Source organism: Pseudoalteromonas sp. S554 (assembly GCF_005930865.1).
Lineage (GTDB): Bacteria > Pseudomonadota > Gammaproteobacteria > Enterobacterales > Alteromonadaceae > Pseudoalteromonas > Pseudoalteromonas marina.
Window position 1 is genome coordinate 15,905 of the sequence record NZ_PNDV01000029.1, and the last position, 20,490, is coordinate 36,394.

The 20,490-nt window shown below is 40.6% G+C and carries 23 protein-coding genes; 8 read left to right on the forward strand and 15 right to left on the reverse strand.

Features of this window, described 5'->3' with window-relative positions:
• Positions 1-6 precede the first annotated feature (6 nt).
• Positions 7-1,206 (reverse strand): tyrosine--tRNA ligase, encoded by a 1,200-nt coding sequence (gene tyrS / locus CWB65_RS07195; protein ID WP_006794338.1) that lies wholly within the window; start codon positions 1,204-1,206, stop codon positions 7-9.
• A gap of 323 nt (positions 1,207-1,529) precedes the next feature.
• Here tyrS and CWB65_RS07200 point away from each other — a divergent pair, with 323 nt between their 5' ends.
• Positions 1,530-2,843 carry a peptidoglycan DD-metalloendopeptidase family protein gene (locus tag CWB65_RS07200; RefSeq protein ID WP_010556536.1) on the forward strand — a complete coding sequence of 438 codons (1,314 nt, stop codon included), beginning with the start codon at positions 1,530-1,532 and terminating at the stop codon, positions 2,841-2,843.
• Between the two features lie 148 nt (positions 2,844-2,991).
• Here CWB65_RS07200 and CWB65_RS19860 read toward each other — a convergent pair whose 3' ends face one another.
• The 5 genes from CWB65_RS19860 to CWB65_RS07220 form a co-directional block, all read right to left on the reverse strand.
• On the reverse strand, positions 2,992-3,168 hold the full coding sequence (locus tag CWB65_RS19860) for a hypothetical protein (protein WP_170865578.1): 177 nt from the start codon (positions 3,166-3,168) through the stop codon (positions 2,992-2,994).
• Between the two features lie 12 nt (positions 3,169-3,180).
• Entirely contained in the window at positions 3,181-4,152 is a 972-nt protein-coding gene (locus tag CWB65_RS07205; protein WP_138740275.1) for an aldo/keto reductase, read from the reverse strand.
• 139 nt (positions 4,153-4,291) lie between these two features.
• Positions 4,292-5,422 (reverse strand): sodium ion-translocating decarboxylase subunit beta, encoded by a 1,131-nt coding sequence (locus CWB65_RS07210; RefSeq protein ID WP_138740276.1) that lies wholly within the window; start codon positions 5,420-5,422, stop codon positions 4,292-4,294.
• A 13-nt stretch (positions 5,423-5,435) separates the two neighbouring features.
• A complete protein-coding gene (gene oadA, locus CWB65_RS07215) occupies positions 5,436-7,217 on the reverse strand; it encodes a sodium-extruding oxaloacetate decarboxylase subunit alpha (protein WP_006794343.1) in 1,782 nt (593 codons plus the stop codon).
• Between the two features lie 11 nt (positions 7,218-7,228).
• Positions 7,229-7,474, reverse strand: coding sequence for an OadG family protein (locus CWB65_RS07220; RefSeq protein ID WP_138740277.1), 246 nt, complete (start codon positions 7,472-7,474; stop codon positions 7,229-7,231).
• A gap of 512 nt (positions 7,475-7,986) precedes the next feature.
• Between CWB65_RS07220 and CWB65_RS07225 the strand changes: the two genes are divergently transcribed.
• The 3 genes from CWB65_RS07225 to CWB65_RS07235 all read left to right on the forward strand — a co-directional run bounded on the left by CWB65_RS07225 (position 7,987) and on the right by CWB65_RS07235 (position 9,001).
• On the forward strand, positions 7,987-8,160 hold the full coding sequence (locus CWB65_RS07225; protein ID WP_006794345.1) for a DUF1328 family protein: 174 nt from the start codon (positions 7,987-7,989) through the stop codon (positions 8,158-8,160).
• A 51-nt stretch (positions 8,161-8,211) separates the two neighbouring features.
• Positions 8,212-8,403: a hypothetical protein gene (locus CWB65_RS07230; protein ID WP_006794346.1), complete on the forward strand. Its 192-nt coding sequence runs from the start codon at positions 8,212-8,214 to the stop codon at positions 8,401-8,403.
• Positions 8,404-8,533: 130 nt separating this feature from the next.
• The gene (locus CWB65_RS07235; RefSeq protein WP_138740278.1) at positions 8,534-9,001 is read left to right on the forward strand and encodes a YcxB family protein; all 468 of its coding nucleotides are present in this window, start codon (positions 8,534-8,536) and stop codon (positions 8,999-9,001) included.
• A gap of 51 nt (positions 9,002-9,052) precedes the next feature.
• Here CWB65_RS07235 and csrA read toward each other — a convergent pair whose 3' ends face one another.
• The 6 genes from csrA to CWB65_RS07265 form a co-directional block, all read right to left on the reverse strand.
• Positions 9,053-9,244 (reverse strand): carbon storage regulator CsrA, encoded by a 192-nt coding sequence (gene csrA, locus CWB65_RS07240; RefSeq protein WP_004587515.1) that lies wholly within the window; start codon positions 9,242-9,244, stop codon positions 9,053-9,055.
• Positions 9,245-9,335: 91 nt separating this feature from the next.
• Positions 9,336-10,553, reverse strand: coding sequence for an aspartate kinase (locus CWB65_RS07245; protein ID WP_138740279.1), 1,218 nt, complete (start codon positions 10,551-10,553; stop codon positions 9,336-9,338).
• Between the two features lie 6 nt (positions 10,554-10,559).
• The gene (gene alaS / locus CWB65_RS07250) at positions 10,560-13,160 is read right to left on the reverse strand and encodes an alanine--tRNA ligase (protein ID WP_138740280.1); all 2,601 of its coding nucleotides are present in this window, start codon (positions 13,158-13,160) and stop codon (positions 10,560-10,562) included.
• A 19-nt stretch (positions 13,161-13,179) separates the two neighbouring features.
• Positions 13,180-13,632 carry a regulatory protein RecX gene (locus CWB65_RS07255; protein WP_006794350.1) on the reverse strand — a complete coding sequence of 151 codons (453 nt, stop codon included), beginning with the start codon at positions 13,630-13,632 and terminating at the stop codon, positions 13,180-13,182.
• The gene (locus CWB65_RS07260; RefSeq protein WP_008129389.1) at positions 13,632-14,420 is read right to left on the reverse strand and encodes a BPSS1780 family membrane protein; all 789 of its coding nucleotides are present in this window, start codon (positions 14,418-14,420) and stop codon (positions 13,632-13,634) included. The genes CWB65_RS07255 and CWB65_RS07260 overlap by 1 nt, the downstream gene beginning before the upstream one ends.
• A 77-nt stretch (positions 14,421-14,497) precedes the next feature.
• Positions 14,498-15,121 (reverse strand): GTP cyclohydrolase II, encoded by a 624-nt coding sequence (locus CWB65_RS07265; RefSeq protein WP_006794352.1) that lies wholly within the window; start codon positions 15,119-15,121, stop codon positions 14,498-14,500.
• Between the two features lie 600 nt (positions 15,122-15,721).
• On the opposite strand from CWB65_RS07265, the gene CWB65_RS07270 reads away from it, so the two are divergent.
• Positions 15,722-16,834, forward strand: coding sequence for an energy transducer TonB (locus CWB65_RS07270; RefSeq protein WP_138740281.1), 1,113 nt, complete (start codon positions 15,722-15,724; stop codon positions 16,832-16,834).
• A gap of 59 nt (positions 16,835-16,893) precedes the next feature.
• Here the strand turns inward: CWB65_RS07270 and CWB65_RS07275 are convergent, their stop codons facing one another.
• The 3 genes from CWB65_RS07275 to CWB65_RS07285 all read right to left on the reverse strand — a co-directional run bounded on the left by CWB65_RS07275 (position 16,894) and on the right by CWB65_RS07285 (position 18,479).
• Entirely contained in the window at positions 16,894-17,406 is a 513-nt protein-coding gene (locus tag CWB65_RS07275) for a hypothetical protein (protein WP_008129036.1), read from the reverse strand.
• 95 nt (positions 17,407-17,501) lie between these two features.
• On the reverse strand, positions 17,502-17,951 hold the full coding sequence (locus CWB65_RS07280) for a low molecular weight protein-tyrosine-phosphatase (RefSeq protein ID WP_138740282.1): 450 nt from the start codon (positions 17,949-17,951) through the stop codon (positions 17,502-17,504).
• A gap of 21 nt (positions 17,952-17,972) precedes the next feature.
• Positions 17,973-18,479, reverse strand: a complete 507-nt coding sequence (locus CWB65_RS07285; protein ID WP_008129031.1) for a DUF3087 domain-containing protein — start codon at positions 18,477-18,479, stop codon at positions 17,973-17,975.
• 146 nt (positions 18,480-18,625) lie between these two features.
• Between CWB65_RS07285 and CWB65_RS07290 the strand changes: the two genes are divergently transcribed.
• The 3 genes from CWB65_RS07290 to CWB65_RS07300 are packed head-to-tail and all read left to right on the forward strand — an operon-like array spanning position 18,626 to position 20,464.
• Positions 18,626-19,261 (forward strand): energy transducer TonB, encoded by a 636-nt coding sequence (locus tag CWB65_RS07290; RefSeq protein WP_138740283.1) that lies wholly within the window; start codon positions 18,626-18,628, stop codon positions 19,259-19,261.
• Positions 19,262-19,275: 14 nt separating this feature from the next.
• Entirely contained in the window at positions 19,276-19,866 is a 591-nt protein-coding gene (locus tag CWB65_RS07295; protein WP_138740284.1) for a sigma-70 family RNA polymerase sigma factor, read from the forward strand.
• The gene (locus CWB65_RS07300; protein WP_138740285.1) at positions 19,853-20,464 is read left to right on the forward strand and encodes a hypothetical protein; all 612 of its coding nucleotides are present in this window, start codon (positions 19,853-19,855) and stop codon (positions 20,462-20,464) included. Before CWB65_RS07295 ends, CWB65_RS07300 begins: the two co-directional genes overlap by 14 nt.
• Positions 20,465-20,490 lie beyond the last annotated feature (26 nt).

Here is a 20,490-nt window from a genome sequence, read left to right on the forward strand (position 1 = left end):
ACACACTTAAGCTACGGTAATGTTTGCAAACTTACGTTTACCTACTTGATAAATAGCGGTTGTGCCTTTTGCTATTTCTAGTTTGGTATCGGTGATTTTTTCTTCACCGTTCAGTTTAACTGCACCTTGTTTTATCATGCGCATCGCTTCTGATGTGCTTGCAACTAAATTAGCTTCTTTTAATAAGTTAGCGATTAAAATAGTGTCTTCTGCAATGGTTACTGTCAGCTCAGGAATTTCATCTGGCAGCGCTTTTTTCTGAAAGCGTTGAATAAAATCGTTGTGCGCAGCTTGTGCATCTTCTTCACTATGAAAACGTGCAATTAGCTCTTTAGCAAGTTCAATTTTGATATCGCGCGGGTTAGTCCCCTGCTCTACACGTTCTTTTTGTGCTGCTATTTGCTCAATCGAAAGGCCACTTAGTAAATCGTAGTAGCGCCACATTAAAACATCACTAATCGACATAACTTTACCAAACATGTCATTTGGTGCATCAGTAATACCGATATAGTTACCTAAAGATTTAGACATTTTTTGAACGCCGTCAGTACCTTCAAGTAATGGCATCATTAAAACAGTCTGTGGCTTTTGGCCCTCAACTTTTTGAAGCTCACGACCCATTAGTAAATTAAAGCGCTGATCGGTACCACCCAGTTCTACGTCAGATTCTAATGCAACCGAATCCCAACCTTGCACTAACGGGTATAAAAATTCATGTATTGCTATTGGCTGCCCGCCATTGTAACGCTTTTTAAAGTCATCACGTTCAAGCATACGCGCAACTGTTTGGTTTGCAGCTAATTTAATCATGCCTGCAGCACCCAGCTTTTCCATCCACGTTGAATTAAAAGCAACGGTTGTTTTTGCCGGATCTAGAATTTTGAAAACTTGTTCTTTATACGTTTCAGCATTGGCAAGAACATCTTCGCGGGTAAGCGGTTTACGCGTCACATTTTTACCGGTTGGATCACCAATCATTCCTGTAAAATCACCAATTAAGAAAATAACTTCATGACCTAAGTCTTGAAAAGTTTTCATTTTATTAATTAGTACTGTGTGCCCTAAGTGTAAATCTGGCGCTGTTGGATCGAAACCCGCTTTGATTTTTAACTTTTTGCCCGACTTTAGTTTTTCAACTAACTCGTCTTCAATTAATATTTCTTCTGCACCGCGTTTTATCTCTGCAAGAGCGGTTTGTAAATCCACAGTCTATTACTCCAAAATTCTGCCAACAAAGAGGGCTACTAGTTGTTTTGTATAACCTTAGTTTAACAAGGGCTAAATCAAACTTATATGTGCAACTAACATAACAAATTTCTACCTAATTAAAACAACTTTTTAAGTGATTAATGCAACTAAATAAAATGCGCACAGTCTGAGATAAATTAAGCGCTAAAAAGGCATATAAAGCCCGATTTTAGCGTAATTCAGCGCGATTTAAAATCTACAAAGCACTGGTATTCGCACAATATTAGGTATATCCTGCAATATTATGTATTTATTATCTTGACAGCAGAAAAAGGCACGTTATGGTTCACGTGGTTAATACCCTCCCCAAAAAACACAAATTGCTTATCTTATGTTTGGTTTCTGCTATTGCCGCTTTAACGTTTCTTCCATCTGAGAAAGCAACAGCGTCTAAAGACAACAATGCAAACGCATTAGAGATTGGCAAACGCTACGAGCTTCAAGTGAAAGTCGATGACAACGAAAAACTTACCGAGTTAAATTCAGAGCAAGCAGCAGAAAAGCTTCCAGAGTACGATTTAGTCGACCACAAAGTAAAAACGGGTGACAACTTAGCAATTATATTTAAACGCGCGGGCTTTTCAGCGCAAACGCTTCATAAACTAATCAACACAAACGCAGAAACCCGCAAGCTAACTAAAATTCACCCAGGCGAAGTACTGAGCTTTGCAACAGGTAAAGACGGCGCACTTGAACAATTGCGTTACGTTATTTCTAAAACAGATACGCTGTATGTAACCTTAGACGACGAAGGTAACTACAATACAGCGATAGATAGTAAAGAAATAGAAACCCTGACCAAAACAGCTGGCGGCGAAATTTCTAGCAACTTTTGGACTTCTGCAATTGCAGCGGGTTTAAGCGAACGCCAAATTATGAACTTTGCTGATATTTTTGGCTGGGATGTGGATTTTGCTAACGACATTCGTAAAAACGATCAATTTGGCTTAATTTACGAGTCTCACTATGTTGAAGGCGAATTTATAGGTACTGGTAAAATTATAGCGGCTGAGTTCATTAACCAAGGACAGCGCTTTACAGCAATTAGACATACTGATGGAAACTTCTACACCCCAGAAGGCCGCAGTATGAAAAAAGCATTTTTACGTGCCCCCGTTAATTTTAAGTATATTAGCTCGAGTTTTAATCCACGTCGCTTACACCCAGTTACTGGGCAAGTAAAAGCACACCGTGGTATTGATTACGCTGCACGAACTGGTACGCCCGTTGTTGCATCGGGTAACGGTAAGGTCGTTAAGGCAGGTTACAGCAAGTACAACGGCAACTACGTATTTATTAGCCATGGCACACAGTATGTCACTAAGTATTTACACCTTAATAAAAAGCTTGTTAGAACAGGTCAAAAGGTTAAACAAGGTGATAAAATTGGTACTGTAGGTGCTACAGGTCGTGTAACTGGCGCGCATCTACATTATGAGTTTTTAGTTAACGGTGTTCACCGTAACCCTAAAACGGTTAAATTACCAAAATCAGAGCCTTTACCACGCTCTGAGCTTGCTAAGTTTAAACCTATTGCTGATAACTTTATTGCTCAGTTAGAGCGTAACCGCGAGTTACAACTGGCACTTAAGTAATCAGGCTATCACTGTATTAAAAAGCCCTTGCAGGTTTAACCTACAAGGGCTTTTTTGTGCTTTTTATTTATTAATAATAGTTAGCTCACACAGGGTGCTCTATATTAAAGGCTACTAATCTTAATTTTCCTACAATAGCGATACACGCCTAATTCATTAACACATAAATAAGCTGGATAACTAAAGACCCCATCACTAATGGCCAAATATATTTGCTGTATTTTGTTGCCCCTTCCAGCCCCATTTTGCTTTGATACTTTTCAAGTAATGGGATCAGTATTGCCAATGCTACAAATAAACAAACTAAAATAATAATTACATTCATTGAAAACCCTTTTTATGGTACTTCGCAGCCTTTAGCGCTTTCGTATAAGGCATACCAATGCTCTCGGCTTAAATGAACATTTATAGCCTCACACGATGCCTTAATACGCTTAGCATTAGTAGTGCCAATAATGGGTTGAATCGACGCTGGGTGGCGCAGTAGCCATGCAAGTACAATAGCCTCTGCAGAGGTACCATAAATTGCAGCAAGTTTATTTACTAAAATACTTGTGTTGATATCGGCTTGCGACGCATTTGATAAATCACCGCCGGTATACAAACCTTGGCACAAGCTCCCCCAACTTTGTATTTGAATGTCAAAGCTGCGGCAATATTCAATATTACCAGGCGTAAAGTTAATGTCTTTCCCGTCGCTATTGCCAGCATACAAGCCTTCATCTATAAATTGATGTTTTTGTAAGCTGGCCTCTATTTGGTTAGCTACAATAGGCATATCAAGAGCATACTGCAAAAAGTTCATTTGGTGTTGCTGCATGTTTGATACGGCAAAATGTTTTACTTTGCCACTTTCTTTTAAACAGCTAAATACACGTGCAACTTCATCAACTTCCATCAAAGGATCTGGGCGATGTAACATGAGTACATCAAGGTATTGCGTATTTAATCGCTTAAGTGAGTTTTCTACAGACTGTTCAATCCAATCGGCTGAAAAGTCATATCGCTTAGGCCCTTGTTCATCAGCAAACTTTATACCGCATTTAGACTGAATGTATATGTGCTCTCTCAGCTCTGGGCGCTCACTGAGTGCTTGACCAAATACCTGCTCTGCTTTGCCAAAAGTGTATATATCTGCGTGATCAAAAAAATTAATACCGCCTTCAATCGCGTTATCAATGCACTCGTGGGTTTGTTTAAGGTGCGTGCTGGTAATCGGGTCTTTATTCCAACCGCCTCCCAACCCCATACATCCAAATACAAGTTTACTAACATTAGGTAAGTAGTGAGCTAATGGAGTGTGAAGCATAATGACTATCCTTAAAATTGCGAAGAGCCACCACTTTAAACAAAAACTTCAAAACAAGAAACCATTAACGAACAGAAGTTTCGGACAAAAAAAAGCGCAGTAAACTGCGCTCAATGGTTGGTTGAAATCTAAAATCAATTTAGCCAACAAGTGCCAACAAAATACCTGCGGCAACAGCACTGCCTAAAACGCCCGCCACATTAGGGCCCATTGCGTGCATAAGTAAAAAGTTATGTGGGTTATTTTCAAGCCCTACTTTATTAACTACACGCGCAGCCATAGGAACGGCTGACACACCAGCGGCACCAATTAACGGGTTGATAGGTGTTTTAGATATTTTATTTAAGCCTTTAGCCATAAACACACCTGATGCTGTACCAATACCAAAAGCAAGCGCACCCAGCACTAAAATACCAATAGTCTCTACTGTCAAAAAGTCATCTGCAGCGAGCTTAGAGCCAACCGCCAACCCTAAAAATATAGTGGTTATATTGATAATTTCGTTTTGCGCACTGTTACTTAAGCGGTCAACAACACCCGATTCACGCATTAAGTTACCCAAACAGAACATACCTACTAGCGGTATTGCCGCTGGTAAAAACATGGCTGTTGCAGTAAGTACCATAAGTGGAAAAATAATTTTTTCCTTTTTAGATACTTTACGTAGCTCAGGCATTTTAATTTGTCGCTCTTCTGGTGTAGTGAGTGCACGCATAATAGGGGGCTGAATAATTGGAACTAGCGCCATGTATGAATAAGCCGCTACCGCAATGGCACCTAGTAAATCAGGTGCTAATTTTGAGGCTAAAAATATTGCCGTTGGACCATCAGCGCCACCAATAATAGCAATAGCCGATGCATCTTGAAGGGTAAACTCAAAACCCGGAATAAAGTTGAGTAGAATTGCGCCAAATAAGGTCGCAAAAATACCAAACTGAGCCGCAGCTCCCAGCAATAACATACGAGGGTTTGCTATTAACGCACTAAAGTCAGTTAGTGCACCAACCCCCATAAATATTAATAGTGGAAAAATACCGGTATCTATACCCACATAGTAAACTGAGTACAAAAGCCCACCAGGGTCTGATAGTCCAGCAACCGGAATATTAGTTAATATCGCGCCAAAGCCAATTGGTAATAAAAGCAGTGGCTCAAAGTTTTTAGATATCGCTAAAAACAATAACAAACAGCCTACTGCAATCATTATCAAGCCAGGAAACGTAAAGTTAGCAAGGCCAGTAGCATGCCAAAGGTTTAAAAGACCTTCCATTTACATTTACTCCTTAAGCCAGCGCAATAATTGCGTCGCCCGTGGTCACTGAGTCACCCTCAGACACAAGCACTTCAGCAATGGTACCAGTATGCATTGCGCGAACTTCAGTCTCCATTTTCATGGCTTCCATAATCACAACAACATCACCTTCGTTTACAACTTGGCCGGCTTTTACTTTTATTTTAAAAATATTACCTGCTAAAGGTGCATTTAGCGTTTCACCCGAAGCCACTGAAGCAGACTGAGGTAAGTGCTCAGAATCTTTTAACGTTACCTCTTTAAGCTCACCGCCTTGCGCTACGACAACGTCGTAAACCTTACCGTCTACCTTAACGCTGTATTGCTCAGCCTTAACACTGTTACCTTTGGCTGACACCTTAGCTGGTGACTTACTTGAATTATCTTCTACGCTAGGGACTGGTTCAAACGCATCTGGGTTGTTACGGTTTTTGATAAACTTCAAACCAACCTGAGGGAACAGTGCATAAGTAAGTACGTCGTCAATTTTATCATCAGCGAGTGTTAAACCTTGTTCTTGCGCTTCTTTTAATAGCTCAGCTTCAAGCGTTTCAAGTTCAGGCGCAATATTATCAGCTGGGCGACACGTAATAACGTCGCTACCATCAAGTACTCGCTCTTGTAGCTCTTTATTCATTGGAGCTGGGGTTAAACCGTACTCACCTTTTAATACACCTGCGGTTTCTTTTGTGATTGTTTTGTAACGCTCACCGGTTAATACGTTAAGTACTGCCTGCGTACCTACAATTTGCGACGTTGGTGTAACAAGTGGAATAAAGCCTAAATCTTCGCGTACACGCGGTATTTCAAGTAACACTTCGTTAAGCTTATCGGCAGCACCTTGTTCTTTAAGCTGGTTTTCCATGTTAGTTAACATGCCACCTGGTACTTGAGCCAATAAGATTCGTCCGTCAACCCCTTTAAGGCTACCTTCGAATGCAGCGTATTTTTTACGTACATCTCTAAAGTAAGCAGCAATTTCTTCAAGTTGGTTTAAATCGAGTTCGGTATCGCGTGCGGTACCTTCAACAATCGCTACAATTGTTTCTGTTGCTGAGTGACCGTAAGTCATACTCATAGAAGAAATAGCGGTATCAAGCATATCAATACCGGCATCAATAGCTTTTTGATATGTAGCGGTGCTTAAACCTGTTGTAGCATGGCACTGCATAGCGATTGGAATAGACACCGTTTCTTTAAGCGCTTTTATAAGCTCTTCTGCATCGTACGGTTTTAATAAACCCGCCATATCTTTAATACAAATTGAATGACAGCCAAGCTCTTCTAGTTGCTTAGCTAAAGTTAGCCACATATCAAGTGTATGAACAGGGCTTACCGTGTACGAAATAGTACCTTGAGCATGAGCACCTACTTTTACAGCCGCTTTAATCGCAGTTTCTAAGTTACGCACATCATTCATTGCATCAAAAATACGGAACACGTCAACGCCATTTTTATGTGCGCGCTCTACAAACTTTTCAACTACATCATCAGCATAATGGCGGTAACCTAATAAGTTTTGACCGCGTAATAGCATTTGCTGTTTAGTGTTTGGCATCGCTTTTTTTAGCGCACGAATACGTTCCCATGGATCTTCACCTAAATAGCGAATACACGAATCAAATGTTGCCCCACCCCACGACTCAATTGACCAATAACCTGCATCATCTAGTTTGCTGGCAATCGGTAGCATGTCGTCTAAACGCATACGAGTGGCAAGTAATGACTGATGAGCGTCACGTAGAACCAATTCTGTTAATTTTAATTTAGCCATGTGTGAGCCCCTTATTTGTTATTTAATTTGTACTGAGCAATGGCAGCACTAATAGCAGCGATGTGCTCATTTGGCACACCTTGAGATTTAAATGATGGTGATTTAACTGGAGCCGCAACGTCAGCAGGGCTAAAACGCGCCACCAAGTTAGACATAATTGTAACTGCGCCAATTAATATTGAAAGAAAGACAAACACCCCAACCATTCCTGTTAGCATTAAGCTACCAGCAGTTGCAAGTACAGCACCTATATCCATTCTTCTCCCCTTGAAACCCATATCGAAAAATAAAAAGTCGATTTAGTTAAATATTTATTCACTAGATAATAACAAAACAAATACCTTTGTCTAGCCATTGTAAATTGGTAAAACCAATTAAAATAAAAATAACATATAACCAAATTTATTAACCACAGTAAAAACCCTTACTCATCAACACCCCATAATACACAGAAAAAATACTCACTATATCTATAAGCTATAGGTAAAGTTTAAACAAAGCCTATTTTTGCGTACTCTACTAAACCTACTGTGAGTCATAAAATGTAGAGAAAATAAAATTTGTTAATTGGTCTTACCAAACATAGCTTTTCGGTGGCGATATATTTTTGTGTGTGAATAAGTTACACAACCCAACGTAAAAGTTACCAATCAAGCAAACTCAAAAACACAGAGAAAACACATAAACAACTGATATTAAACAAAAATATATCTTGGCACGCAACTAGCATTAACTATTGTGTACAAATTTGATAACCAAGGAGAAAACAATGTTACGCTGGACAATCACATTTTTAGTTATTGCTTTAATCGCTGCAGTGTTAGGTTTTGGTGGCATCGCGGGTGCAGCAGCTGGCATAGCAAAAATTATATTCTTTATTTTTATAGTACTTTTAGTTATTTCGTTAGTTTCAGGTGCGCTGCGTGGTAAATCGCCCAGGTAGGCATATACTCAACTAACACTACAATTTTATTTATTTACAAGGAATTACACTATGAACTCTACAACTTTAAAAGCAGCACTAATTGGTCTTTTCGCAAGTTTTTTCATCATGGGTTGCCAAGATAACAACGCAGAAGAAGCTGGTGAACGTATTGATGAAGTAGTAACAGATGTACAAAACTCTGTTGAAGATACGTGTGAAGAAGTAAAAGAAGGCGTAAACGCTGAAGAAACTAACTGTTAATAGTTAGTATATTAAAAAAACGGCCACCTGGCCGTTTTTTTGTGCCCGAAATAAATGCACGCATTATAAAGCTGCTCATTTATAAGCGAACTTGCTAAAATATATAAAACGATTTTTAAAGCAAGGCACTATGTCATTTTCAACTACCTACACACTTGATAAACCCTACTTTTATGAATGCTTTGACGAGTCACTTCCTTACAGTAAACGCGCGCAGCCTAAGTATTTTTTACTGGTACTATTAGTTTCGCTTGGTTTATTTAGCATTTACGGTTTAGCTGATCATTATTTAGGAACATTTTTGATCATGGTTGCTGTACTCGAATGCGTTGCTTTTTATTATCGCAGGCCATGGTGGGTAACCAGACAAATGTTTAGCAGAGCATCAGGCTCAGAGGTTACGCTCACTTTTGATGATGAAGGCATTAAATCGGCAAACCATTACAAAAGCTACCAGCTCGCTTGGCAAGACATCACTGAAATAATCGAAACACCACAGGGCTTATTGATAAAAAATAAAAACAACATGCAATATATCTCTAAGCAAATACTCACAGATGAAATGCTCGACTTTATAAACAAAAAAGCCACTCAATGAGTGGCTTTTTGGCTTAGCTAAATAAATTATTTAGTTAAGTATACGTGTTGATTAAGCATTGCCCGGATTAGGGTTAGACTTTTCAGCTTGTATACGCATGTAAATCTCTTCACGATGCACTGAAACGTCTTTTGGTGCATTTACACCAATTCGAACTTGATTTCCTTTAACTCCTAAAACGGTCACTGTTACTTCGTCACCGATCATAAGGGTTTCACCTACTCTACGAGTTAGTATTAGCATTCTCTTGCTCCCATGTTCCAATAAAAATTATAAGATTCCGCTTATCCATATTAATGAAAAATAGACTAAAAAGTAAGTAAAAACTCACTATCTATCTACTTTCCGTTAAAAATACTTTGTGTAATGCACGAACAGCCAGTTCGAGGTACTTTTCATCTATTAAAACTGAAATTTTAATCTCTGATGTAGACACTAAAACTACATTAATATTTTCATTTGCTAAGGCATCAAAAAATAAACTAGCAACACCCCAGTGCGATTTCATTCCCATACCAACAGCAGATACTTTTGCAATGGTTGTTAGCCCGATTATATTTTCAGCACCTAAAGACACCTTTTGCTCGGTTAGTAACTCTAGTGCTTGCGGGTAGTCGTTCGAATGCACAGTAAAAGCATAGTCTATTTTTTCAAAGATATGATTAACTTGATTAATCATATCTATTTCGATGCCGTTATCAGCAAAAAGTTTCAATATTTTTACAAGATTTTGAGTGCCGCTTTGCACACCCTGTACCTTAATTAAGCACTCATCTGTATTAAATGCAATACCCGAAACAACTTTACTTGGCATATCGTCTTCCTCAAACGTAATCAATGTTCCTTCATCGGGGTTAAAGCTCGAAAGCACCCTTAATGGAACATTGTGTTTACCTGCCGCCTCAACAGAACGAATATGCAATACTTTAGCACCTAAGCTTGCTAACTCTAGCATTTCAGCAAAGGTCACTTGGCTCATTCTTCGTGCGTTAGGTTCAACCCGAGGATCTGTAGTATATACGCCGTCAACATCAGTATAGATCTGACATTCATCAGCTTTTATAGCCGCAGCTATTTCTACAGCCGACGTATCAGTACCGCCTCTGCCAAGGGTTGTTATATTGCCTTCAACATCACGCCCCTGAAATCCGGCAATAATAGCAATACGGTTATGCTCAAGTTCATGCTTTAAACGTGTAGCTGCAATGTCTGTAATGCGGGCTTTACCGAACATATTATCGGTTTGAATATTAACTTGATCAGCTAATAGGCTAACGGCTGAATGGCCGCGTTTGATAATAGCCATAGCCAATAACGAAACCGATACTTGCTCGCCGGTACTAATTAGTACGTCGAGCTCGCGGTTACTAGGACGGGAATCTATTTGTTTGGCAAGGTTAATTAAGCGGTTGGTTTCTCCCGACATAGCCGAGAGCACTACAACCACTTGATGACCTTGTTGCCTAGTTTTAACAACAAGGTCGGCGACCGCTTCTATTCGCTCTATTGAGCCAACCGACGTGCCGCCATACTTCTGTACAATTAACGCCACTTAGGCTTAAGTACGCTCAGTTAACCAAGCAGTAACGCTATCAAGTGCAGCAGCAAGGTTTTGTGGCTCAGAACCACCTGCTTGTGCCATGTCAGGGCGACCACCACCTTTACCGCCTACTTGAGAAGCCATGTGGTTTACAAGCTCACCGGCTTTTACTTTACCAGTTAAGTCTTTAGTCACACCGGCAATTAGACTTACTTTTTCACCGCTGGCAACACCGAGGGCAATAACACCTGAGCCAATCTTGTTTTTAAGGTCGTCAACCATACCACGAAGCGCTTTAGACTCAGTGCCTTCAACATTTGCAACCAATAGCTTAACGCCATTAATTTCTACAATCGAATCAAGTAACGATGCACCTGCTGCGCTCGCTAGCTTATCGTTAAGCTGAGCAATTTGCTTTTCAAGGCCTTTAGACTTCTCAAGAAGCGCAGTTACTTTTTCAAGTACTGATGCGCTATCGCCTTTCACAAGCGCTGCTACATCGCTAAGCTGTTGCTCTTGCTCACTTACATAAGCAATCGCATCTGCGCCAGTTACTGCTTCTATACGGCGAACACCTGCAGCAATACCGCTTTCAGATACTATTTTGAATAAGCCAATATCGCCAGCGCGTTCAACGTGTGTGCCACCACAAAGCTCAATTGAGTAATCGCCAATGGTGACTACGCGTACTTCGTCGTCGTACTTTTCGCCAAACAGCGCCATAGCACCTTTCGCTTTAGCATCATCAATAGCCATAAGCTCAGTATTAAGTGCAAAGTTACGGCGAATTTCGTCGTTAACTACACGTTCAATGTCACGAAGTTCGTCTTTAGTTACGGCTTCAAAGTGCGAGAAATCAAATCGTAAACGATCCGATTGAACTAACGAACCTTTTTGGCTTACATGTTCACCTAATAACTGACGTAATGCTTCGTGTAAAATATGCGTAGCTGTATGGTTTTTCTTGATGTTCTCACGACGATCATCATCAATAGTGGCATCCACTTTATCGTTAACACCAATACGGCCTTGTACTGTACCGTGGTGCGCAAATGCATTACCTAGTTTAGTAGTGTTAGTCACATTAAACTCGCCACCAGCCACTGTAATTGTACCGGTATCACCCGTTTGGCCACCAGATTCTGCGTAAAACGGTGTGCGATCTAGTATTACAATGCCTTCTTGGCCATCTTCTAATAACTGTACGGCCTCACCACCGGCAAACACTTCAACCACTGTCGCGCTGTAATGCGTGCTGTCGTAGCCTTTAAAGTCAGTGTGTTTATCTGATTTTAACTGCTCGTTGTAATCGGCACCAAATTTACCAGCTTGCTGCGCAGTTTTTCGCTGTACAGCCATGCATTCTTCAAAGCCTTTATGATCAATGGTCATTTGGCGCTCACGCGCAACATCGGCGGTTAAATCGGCAGGGAAACCATACGTATCGTAAAGTTTAAATACTAAATCGCCTGGGATCACATCGCCCTTAAGGTCGCTTAAGCTTTCTTCTAAAATAGCTAAGCCACGCTCAAGTGTTTTACCAAATTGCTCTTCTTCAATACGCAGTACTTTTTCGATAATTTCTTGTTGCTTAGCAAGCTCTGGGTACGCTTGACCCATTTGCTCAATAAGTGCAGCAACTAATTTAAAGAAAAACGCGCCTTGTGCGCCAAGCTTATTACCATGGCGTACCGCACGGCGAATAATGCGACGAAGTACGTAACCACGGCCTTCGTTAGATGGCATAACACCGTCGGAGATTAAAAACGCACATGAGCGAATATGATCCGCTACTACGCGAAGCGACTTATCGTCCATATCTTGCGCGTTAGTGACACTCGCCGCCGCTGCAATTAAGCCTTGGAATAAATCGATTTCGTAGTTTGAATGCACGCCCTGCAAAATAGCAGAAATACGCTCAAGGCCCATGCCCGTATCAACAGATTGCTTAGGTAATGGCAGCATAGTACCGTCGCTTTGACGGTTGTACTGCATAAATACGAGGTTCCAAATTTCGATAAAACGGTCGCCGTCTTCCTCTGGAGAGCCTGGAGGACCACCCCAAATATGCTCACCGTGATCGTAAAATATTTCAGAACACGGACCACATGGGCCTGTATCACCCATAGACCAAAAGTTATCTGAGGTAGCAATACGAATAATGCGATCTTCACTTAAGCCAATATCTTTTGACCAGTACTCAAATGCTTCTTCATCATCGTGGTAAATAGTAACAAGCAGTTTTTCTTGAGGTAATTTAACAACCTCAGTTAAAAACTCCCACGCAAACTTAATTGCTTCTTGCTTAAAGTAGTCACCAAAACTGAAGTTACCTAACATTTCAAAAAATGTGTGATGGCGCGCCGTGTAACCCACGTTTTCTAAATCGTTATGTTTACCACCGGCACGCACACAACGCTGCGAGCTTGTTGCACGTGTATATGGGCGAGATTCTGCGCCTAAAAATACATCTTTGAATTGCACCATACCGGCATTGTTAAACAATAACGTGGCATCGTTACCCGGAATAAGCGAGCTTGAAGGAACAACTTGGTGTTGCTTGCTGGCAAAAAAGTCTAAAAACTGTTGCCTAATTTGTGCGGTAGTCATGTGCTGCATGTGAAAATCTCACCTGTATTTACTGTGATTGCATTGCAAAATCGATTTGTTCGTAGCTAAAACCTCGATACATTAAGTAGCGCACGCGCTTAGCCTTGTCTTTGTAATCGAGGTTTGCCGGTGTATTTGAATATTTTTTGTTATACGCATCCTGCGCAAGCTCAAACCAGTCTATTTCAAGCTCTTCAACTACTCTTTCAAGTAGCGAACGGTCAATCCCTTTGCCCATGGCCTCGCTTTGAATTCGCTTAAGCCCATGGCATTTAAAAATGTGTTTTCTTACAAAGCCTTCACAGTAACGTTGCTCGTTTATAAAGTTGTGCTTTTCGCACCAATCAAGCAAGTTTTCGATAAACTCATCTGTGGCTTCTTTTTGCTGTAATTTAAAGGTTAACTCACGACGCGAGTATTCTTGGCGCCCGAGTAACCAAAGTACATAATTTTTTAATTTTTGTTTTAACTTATCATCCATTAAGCGTCAAAGCGTCCGCTTGTTTCACTGCTTAGTGGCTTAACATTTTTGTCGTCACTTGGTGGGACAATCGGCATAAAAATCGCCTGATAAGAAACAAAAAAACTAATGTAGCAAATCGGCATTAAAATCAACAGTGGTAAGAACGATAAGAACATAGAAACCGCCATAAATAGTACGCAAATAACGCCAAAAACACTCAACGGAAACAAATTATGATAAAAAACCATAAGCGATTGCTTAAGCGCCGTTAAAATACGTTGCTCTTTATTAAAATAAACAAGCGGTACCGCATAGGCAAAGGCCGTTAAATAAATAAGCATGGCCATAAAAAATAAAATAACACTCGCACCCGAAATACTCGCAATAGTTTGCTCAAGTGCAGCTTGAGGTTCAAGCCCTGGCTGGCTCATAATTGCCACGGCATCGGCAAATAAACCGTTTGCTAATAACGCCATTAAAATACCCGCACCCATTTGGTATAACGCCAAACGTACCAAGCCTAAACGGTTTCCTTTAGCTGAAAATGGCTTAAGAATGTCAGCCAACATTATTTTACCGCCTTGCTGTTTGGTCAGCACTGCTTGGTAAAAGCCAGCAGTTAAAAAAGGCGTAGCCAGTGCAGCAACCACTTGCAGTAAAGGTAAAAACAACGACAGTAAGCCCACAATGCCAATAAATAAATGCATAAAAATAAACGTCATTGGCTGGGTTTTAAAAATAAGCCATCCCGCTTTTAACCACTTTAGCCCGGCATCTGCTTTAAATACTCGTAATTGTGTAGACATACTTGCTCTTAATTTATAACGAAACACGCCAAGTATAACTTGGCGTTGGGTGGGATCACAGAGGCAGACCAGTAATATTAAGGTTTTTTAATTTTTTTAATATCTAGCATATGTGCGCCATGCTTTATTTTGGTTTCTAAGTAGGCTTTATTACCTGCTACACCCGCCTTTATGTGTGCGTGTGTACCAATAACTGTATCAACTTCAATACCCGCATCTTTCAAAGCATTGAGTTTTTTAGGATTGTTGGTCATTAATTTAACGTGCTTTAAGTTAAGCGCATTAAGCATTAATACCGCATCCGAAAAGTCGCGTAAGTCGTCTGCAAAGCCTAAATGGTTATTGGCCTCGTAGGTATTCATACCTTGCGATTGCAATACGTAAGCATCAATCTTATTGTATAAACCAATACCACGGCCTTCTTGGCGTAAGTAAAGCAAAATACCGCCTTGCTCGTGCATCATTTCAATACATTCGTTTAGCTGTTCGCCGCAATCACAGCGTGACGAATGAAAAACATCCCCCGTTAAACACTCCGAATGCATACGGATAAGCGGTACATCTTGCTCGGTATCGGCGTTGTTAAACACCATAGCAATATGTTCTTGGCCATCTTTTAGGTCAGTAAATGACACTATTTCTGCAGGGATATCACTATTTTTGCCAACATTAAGTTGGACTCTTGCTCTTACTTGCGCCACGACAAATCCAAATATTTAAATAACTACGACACGACAATAAAGTGATAATATCACAAAGGAGTAAAATTAGATCGTAGTACAACATTGTTTATCGCAATTATATGGCGACGACAGCGCCTGTTTTCAATGACTAACCTTAATTAACCCGAACTCGGGATAATAAACCTATCTCTAGCAGCTATTTTCAGCGCTAACTGCGTTGAATGTACTTGCAATAGGCCAGCTATTGACACGTAAACTCGCCTTGTTTTCATTGAAAACACCTGGCTAGAGAAAAAACCTAAAATATCACTACTAGTCAATATTTTAACAAGTCTCTTAACCAGCGTTCTTGTTAAGTAAAAAACACATTAAATCAACATATAACATTGGCTTTTCGTACCTATTTAATGACAATAACTATCATCTGTAGTAAGTTGTTTTTAGTTAAATTTATCTGAATTTTAAATAAAACGTTTAATATCACGAGAGTAATGACATTTAAGTCTACTGCTTTTTAACCAACGCTTTTAGTGAATAAAATTTAAAGTTAGCGCTGTAATTACCACTTAGCATAGAGTTATTATTCAAAGTTCAGGTTCACAATTAATAAGGATCATTATGAAGCCACAACACCTTGCCCTATTTGTTGGATTAAGCTTATCTGCCTTTACAAATAATACACTTGCTAGCCAAACTGACAACGCTAAAGCGGCTTTTTCAACTGCCTATCAAAGTTACCTAAACGCAGTAGAAACAAAACACGATATTGAGCAAGCCGCAAAACGAGCTTACACTACAGGCCTTACTTTTTACGGCGATAAAAGCGACAACACAGCAAACCTTGCTATTAATTATGCTAAAGCCATTACACCGCCAAGCACAACAAGCAACAAAAAAAACATAAGGCAGCAGCGTTATAGCCTTTACTCGCAAGCGTATACAATCTTAGCTGATAACCACGGCAAAAATGCATTACAAACGCTCGACGCACTTTTAGGTAAAGCCGAAAATGCTAAATCAGCGTCTTTGGCAGAAGATCATCTCGAACGTATAATCGATATTGCTAAAGCACAAAATAAACCAAAATTTGTTGCCGATATGCAATTTGAAGCCGCGTCGTTGTTAGCAAGTAAGTTTGCACATAAAAAGTTTCGTGCAGCGCAAAAGTTATTGAACGAAGCCGATGAGTACTACCGTGAAAATTTAGATGAAAACACGGTTGAGCGAATCAAAACAGACTTTTTAGTCGCCTCGTTTGCGCAAAGTAAGAGAAAATATAAAAAAGCGATTGAGCGTTTAAATCATGTTGTTTCGGTATTTGATAGCAACCTAAGCTTTGATCATAACGCCGAACTTACCGCGCACTCAAAACTTGTAAACCTTTACGAAAAAACAGGTCAAAGCGAACAAGCAACTAAACATTGTTTAGCTATTGCCGAAATGGTGCCATGGAAAGACTCACAAGAACAAACACCGGTATACCGCCAACCACCTAAGTACCCAGTAAATAAAGCACGCCAAAATACAGATGGTATTGTTGTTCTTCAGTTTGATGTAGACACTGCCGGATTTGTAAAAAACTCATCAGTAATAAGCTCAGAAGGTGGCCACGCATTTGAAAAGTCAGCATTAGAGGCACTTAAAAAATGGCGTTACGCACCCAAATTTGAAAACGGAAGCCCCGTAGTAGCAAGCACCCAGGTGCAAATAGATTTTAAAATAAACCGCTAGCGGTTTTACAAATAAAAAAGGCGCTATTTAGCGCCTTTTTTATTTTTACTCACGACGCCCTAAAATTCGTAACTAATACGAATAGCACCATCGGCTCTTTTTTCGTTACTGTCACTTGTTTTACCATAGCCCGCATCAAGTATCAGTCTAAAACCACTATTATTTAAGCCGTTAAAGTTATAACTGTATGTAAGCCCAATACCATTTGTGGTTTCATCATCAAATATTTGCCCTAGCGCACATCCAAAAATATTACCTAGCTCGCTAGCAATGTCGTCAGTGTTTGTGCTTTCACATGGTTGGTCGGTATCACGTGCGCCAATAGCCCCAACTAACACACCCAATGCGTGTTTATTGTTATCACTAACTGCGTGTTCAAAACCCACTGAAAAGCCATCATCTAGGCCAATTTTATAGTTTGCGTACCAGCGTTGAGAATTGTTATCTGCCGATAAAGACACTTCAGGTACAACCAAGTAAGGGTAGCCACCCCCAATCGAAAAGCTCACATCATTAGCAAAAGCAGAACCCGAACCAAGTGATAAAACCAGTAGTAATATTTTTGTATTCATAATATTCCTTTTGAGTAAGGATAAATCGTACTCAATTAAGGAACAAAGGGCAATAAAACAAATGTTCGTTAATGTAACAAACTGATAAGAGGCGCTTACATTTTAGCAAGTATGTTATCGCTGGCCGCTTCTATTAAATCAAGTACGTTTTCAAAGCCGTCGTCACCACCGTAATAGGGATCAGGTATGGCACGTGTGCTTTGCTCCCCATACTCTAAAAACAACGCTAACTTATAGTGTAAATGCGTTGGGCACTGCTCTTTTAAATCTGTTAAATTTTGTTTGTCGGCTGCTAAAATTAAATCAAACTCGGTAAAGTCGCTGGTGCGAACTTTACGCGAGTGTATTCCTTTAAAGCTATAGCCGCGCTTTTCACCCGCCGCCATTGAGCGGCTATCGGGCGATTTTCCTTCGTGATAGCCAATTGTACCTGCAGAATCGACCACCACCTTTACACCCAAGGCTTTTGCACGCGCTTTTAAAACCGCCTCAGCAGTAGGTGAACGGCAAATATTACCTAAACATACAATCAGTACTTTTTTCATTGCGGCTCCTTAAATTAGGCTTTAAAACTGTTTTAATATGCTCTCTTCGTAATCGTCAGCATTTAGCGTTAAATTAAACTGCGCGGCAACCGAATCTAACTCAGCTTGCTTAATGGCTAGGTCTTCCATTGTTATGAGGTTGTCGTCTAGCTGCCACAATAAACGCGATCCCGCATAACTGTAATGAATGGCTAATAGTGCAGCAGGGTTACCTTCGCGCCCAGCAGCTTTTAATTTTGGCATTTTACGGGTTATTTTATTAAGTGCCTGTTTTAGCTCCCATACATAAACCACTTCGGTCATATAAGGATGAGTGCGGTATTTATTTAACAACCACCCTATGGCTAAACTTGTAATAACCACACCAGTTAAGTTCCAATGAAAATGGCTTCCGCTTTCATCCGGAAACAACGCAATCAGCGTTTGCGATATAGCTAAGCTCCCCGCCGCAAGCGAGGCTGCACAGCCCACAATGACACGATTTAAATGCTTACGATAACGCGCTTTATTTATTTCAATGAGTTGCATAACAGCCTAAAAAGTTAATAAGTAAAAGAATGCGAAACGCTATTGTAACTAAACCCCGCATTTTTTATAAAAATATTTCACCCCTTTTTGATTTGCCACCCGTTATAGCTATGAAAACCACATAATGAGTTAACTAGGAGCGGCTTATGCACACACTTGAAACCCCAAATAACCCAACATTTATAAAAACATCAACCGCCGTTATTGGTGGTGCAGCAATGACCTTTGCCGCCTTTGCATTTATGCAATACCTAATCAGTGGCGACCAACGCGCACCACTAGACCCTGGCAAAGAAATAACGGTTGAAATATTTAAAGTGCCTGAAGATTCAAAAGTAAGACACATAGATAAAATGCCAGAACCACCTACACCAAAAATGCCGCCTAAAGCGCCACCGCGTGTAACACCGAGTGCCGACCCAATTATGGCAATCAACACGGCGCCGCCATTAATAATGGATGACTTTGGTGACGGTATTAACAATACCCTTAACCGCCCAACGGGAGATGCCTCACCCATTGTGCGCATAAATCCAAAGTACCCAACCACCGCTGCGCGTGATGGAATAGAAGGCTGGGTACAACTTAGCTTTAATATTTCGCCCACTGGCGAAGTAATAGACGCGGTAGTTTTAAACGCCGAACCAAAACGTATTTTTAACCGCGAAGCACTACGCGCTATTAAACGTTGGAAATACCGCCCAAAAGTAATTGAAGGTGTGGCACAATTACAAACAGATCAAACGGTTCAACTTGATTTTAAATTAGATAACTCTATTTAACGGACTAAACGCCTATGCTAATGAGTATTAAAACCTGGTTATTTGAAACGCCCAGCAAAGACTGCATGGCGCGTTATGCAAAAAGTGGAGAAAACCGTTACTTAGAGCAGCTTATTGCCCTCTACAGTAACGATTTATACCACTACCTAGTTACGCAATCTAATACTCACTTAGCATACGACGTAAGCCAGCAAACATGGCTAAAAGTAATTGAAAAGCGCCACCTTTACCAAGCGCAAACCACGCCTAAAGCGTGGTTGTTTAAACTCGCACGTAACACGTTAATAGACGAATACCGCAAACAGCAACACTTTGTGGAGCTTGACGAAAACAGCCTACAACCTTTGCAAAGTGGCAATCAAAGCGAATTAGCACGTAGTGACTCGCACATAGGTGACACACACATTAGTTACGAAGCATTCAACACGGCGCTCAAGCAACTGAGCTTTGTGCAGCGCGAAGCCATCACCTTACAACAAGAAGGTTTTAGCCTTGCCGACATAGAGCTTATAACGCAAAGCAACGCCCAAACCATAAAAACAAGACTGCGCTACGCCAAACAAAACCTAAAACAATTATTAGGAGACAATAATGAACAAGCCTGATGAGCAGTTTGATGAAAAGCTTACAAACCACTTTAAAGCGCGTAAAGCACGTACCACCCTTTCGCATGCTCAACAACAGGCGTTAAAACACAGCGTAGCTCAAAAACAGCCTAAAAAGTTAGGCTTTGCCCTGCAACTCACAAGCCTTACCTGCGCTCTGGGCTTACTGGCCTTTATAGTGCTCGACAGCAACAACGTAATAAATACCGCCCCTAAAACCGTATTAAACACCATAGATATACACGACTACTCGTTTATAACAACGCATGAAATAGATCAAACAGGCAGCTACGCAAGCGCCATAACGCAACAAAAACGCGCGCTCGACACCCAATTAGCAAACGATTTACGCCGCCACCAGCAACGCCACATAGAATACGGCACACTAGTAAAGGTCGACAACGACTGGTACATAGCCAGCTGTCATGACGAGGTGCTAGTGCAAATTAAGCAGTCGCTATTGAGTGATTTAAAGGGAAGGCACGCAGTTGAAAGTAATATCAATACCGGTGATATGCTGGCCATGGCGCATAACAGCAAAGGGCAGATTGTAGGACTTAAACATGCCGGAGTTGGAGCGAAGCAGTGCGAGGCTTAAGTGGTTTGTGCGGTGGTAATTTAAAA

What these genes read in the sequence shown, in the direction of transcription:
- CWB65_RS07200 (WP_010556536.1), top strand. Translation starts at nt 1,530, where the DNA reads ATGGTTCACGTGGTTAATACCCTCCCCAAAAAACACAAATTGCTTATC.
- CWB65_RS19860 (WP_170865578.1), bottom strand. Translation starts at nt 3,168, where the DNA reads ATGAATGTAATTATTATTTTAGTTTGTTTATTTGTAGCATTGGCAATA.
- CWB65_RS07205 (WP_138740275.1), bottom strand. Translation starts at nt 4,152, where the DNA reads ATGCTTCACACTCCATTAGCTCACTACTTACCTAATGTTAGTAAACTT.
- CWB65_RS07210 (WP_138740276.1), bottom strand. Translation starts at nt 5,422, where the DNA reads ATGGAAGGTCTTTTAAACCTTTGGCATGCTACTGGCCTTGCTAACTTT.
- oadA (WP_006794343.1), bottom strand. Translation starts at nt 7,217, where the DNA reads ATGGCTAAATTAAAATTAACAGAATTGGTTCTACGTGACGCTCATCAG.
- CWB65_RS07220 (WP_138740277.1), bottom strand. Translation starts at nt 7,474, where the DNA reads ATGGATATAGGTGCTGTACTTGCAACTGCTGGTAGCTTAATGCTAACA.
- CWB65_RS07225 (WP_006794345.1), top strand. Translation starts at nt 7,987, where the DNA reads ATGTTACGCTGGACAATCACATTTTTAGTTATTGCTTTAATCGCTGCA.
- CWB65_RS07230 (WP_006794346.1), top strand. Translation starts at nt 8,212, where the DNA reads ATGAACTCTACAACTTTAAAAGCAGCACTAATTGGTCTTTTCGCAAGT.
- CWB65_RS07235 (WP_138740278.1), top strand. Translation starts at nt 8,534, where the DNA reads ATGTCATTTTCAACTACCTACACACTTGATAAACCCTACTTTTATGAA.
- csrA (WP_004587515.1), bottom strand. Translation starts at nt 9,244, where the DNA reads ATGCTAATACTAACTCGTAGAGTAGGTGAAACCCTTATGATCGGTGAC.
- alaS (WP_138740280.1), bottom strand. Translation starts at nt 13,160, where the DNA reads ATGCAGCACATGACTACCGCACAAATTAGGCAACAGTTTTTAGACTTT.
- CWB65_RS07255 (WP_006794350.1), bottom strand. Translation starts at nt 13,632, where the DNA reads ATGGATGATAAGTTAAAACAAAAATTAAAAAATTATGTACTTTGGTTA.
- CWB65_RS07260 (WP_008129389.1), bottom strand. Translation starts at nt 14,420, where the DNA reads ATGTCTACACAATTACGAGTATTTAAAGCAGATGCCGGGCTAAAGTGG.
- CWB65_RS07270 (WP_138740281.1), top strand. Translation starts at nt 15,722, where the DNA reads ATGAAGCCACAACACCTTGCCCTATTTGTTGGATTAAGCTTATCTGCC.
- CWB65_RS07275 (WP_008129036.1), bottom strand. Translation starts at nt 17,406, where the DNA reads ATGAATACAAAAATATTACTACTGGTTTTATCACTTGGTTCGGGTTCT.
- CWB65_RS07280 (WP_138740282.1), bottom strand. Translation starts at nt 17,951, where the DNA reads ATGAAAAAAGTACTGATTGTATGTTTAGGTAATATTTGCCGTTCACCT.
- CWB65_RS07285 (WP_008129031.1), bottom strand. Translation starts at nt 18,479, where the DNA reads ATGCAACTCATTGAAATAAATAAAGCGCGTTATCGTAAGCATTTAAAT.
- CWB65_RS07290 (WP_138740283.1), top strand. Translation starts at nt 18,626, where the DNA reads ATGCACACACTTGAAACCCCAAATAACCCAACATTTATAAAAACATCA.
- CWB65_RS07295 (WP_138740284.1), top strand. Translation starts at nt 19,276, where the DNA reads ATGCTAATGAGTATTAAAACCTGGTTATTTGAAACGCCCAGCAAAGAC.
- CWB65_RS07300 (WP_138740285.1), top strand. Translation starts at nt 19,853, where the DNA reads ATGAACAAGCCTGATGAGCAGTTTGATGAAAAGCTTACAAACCACTTT.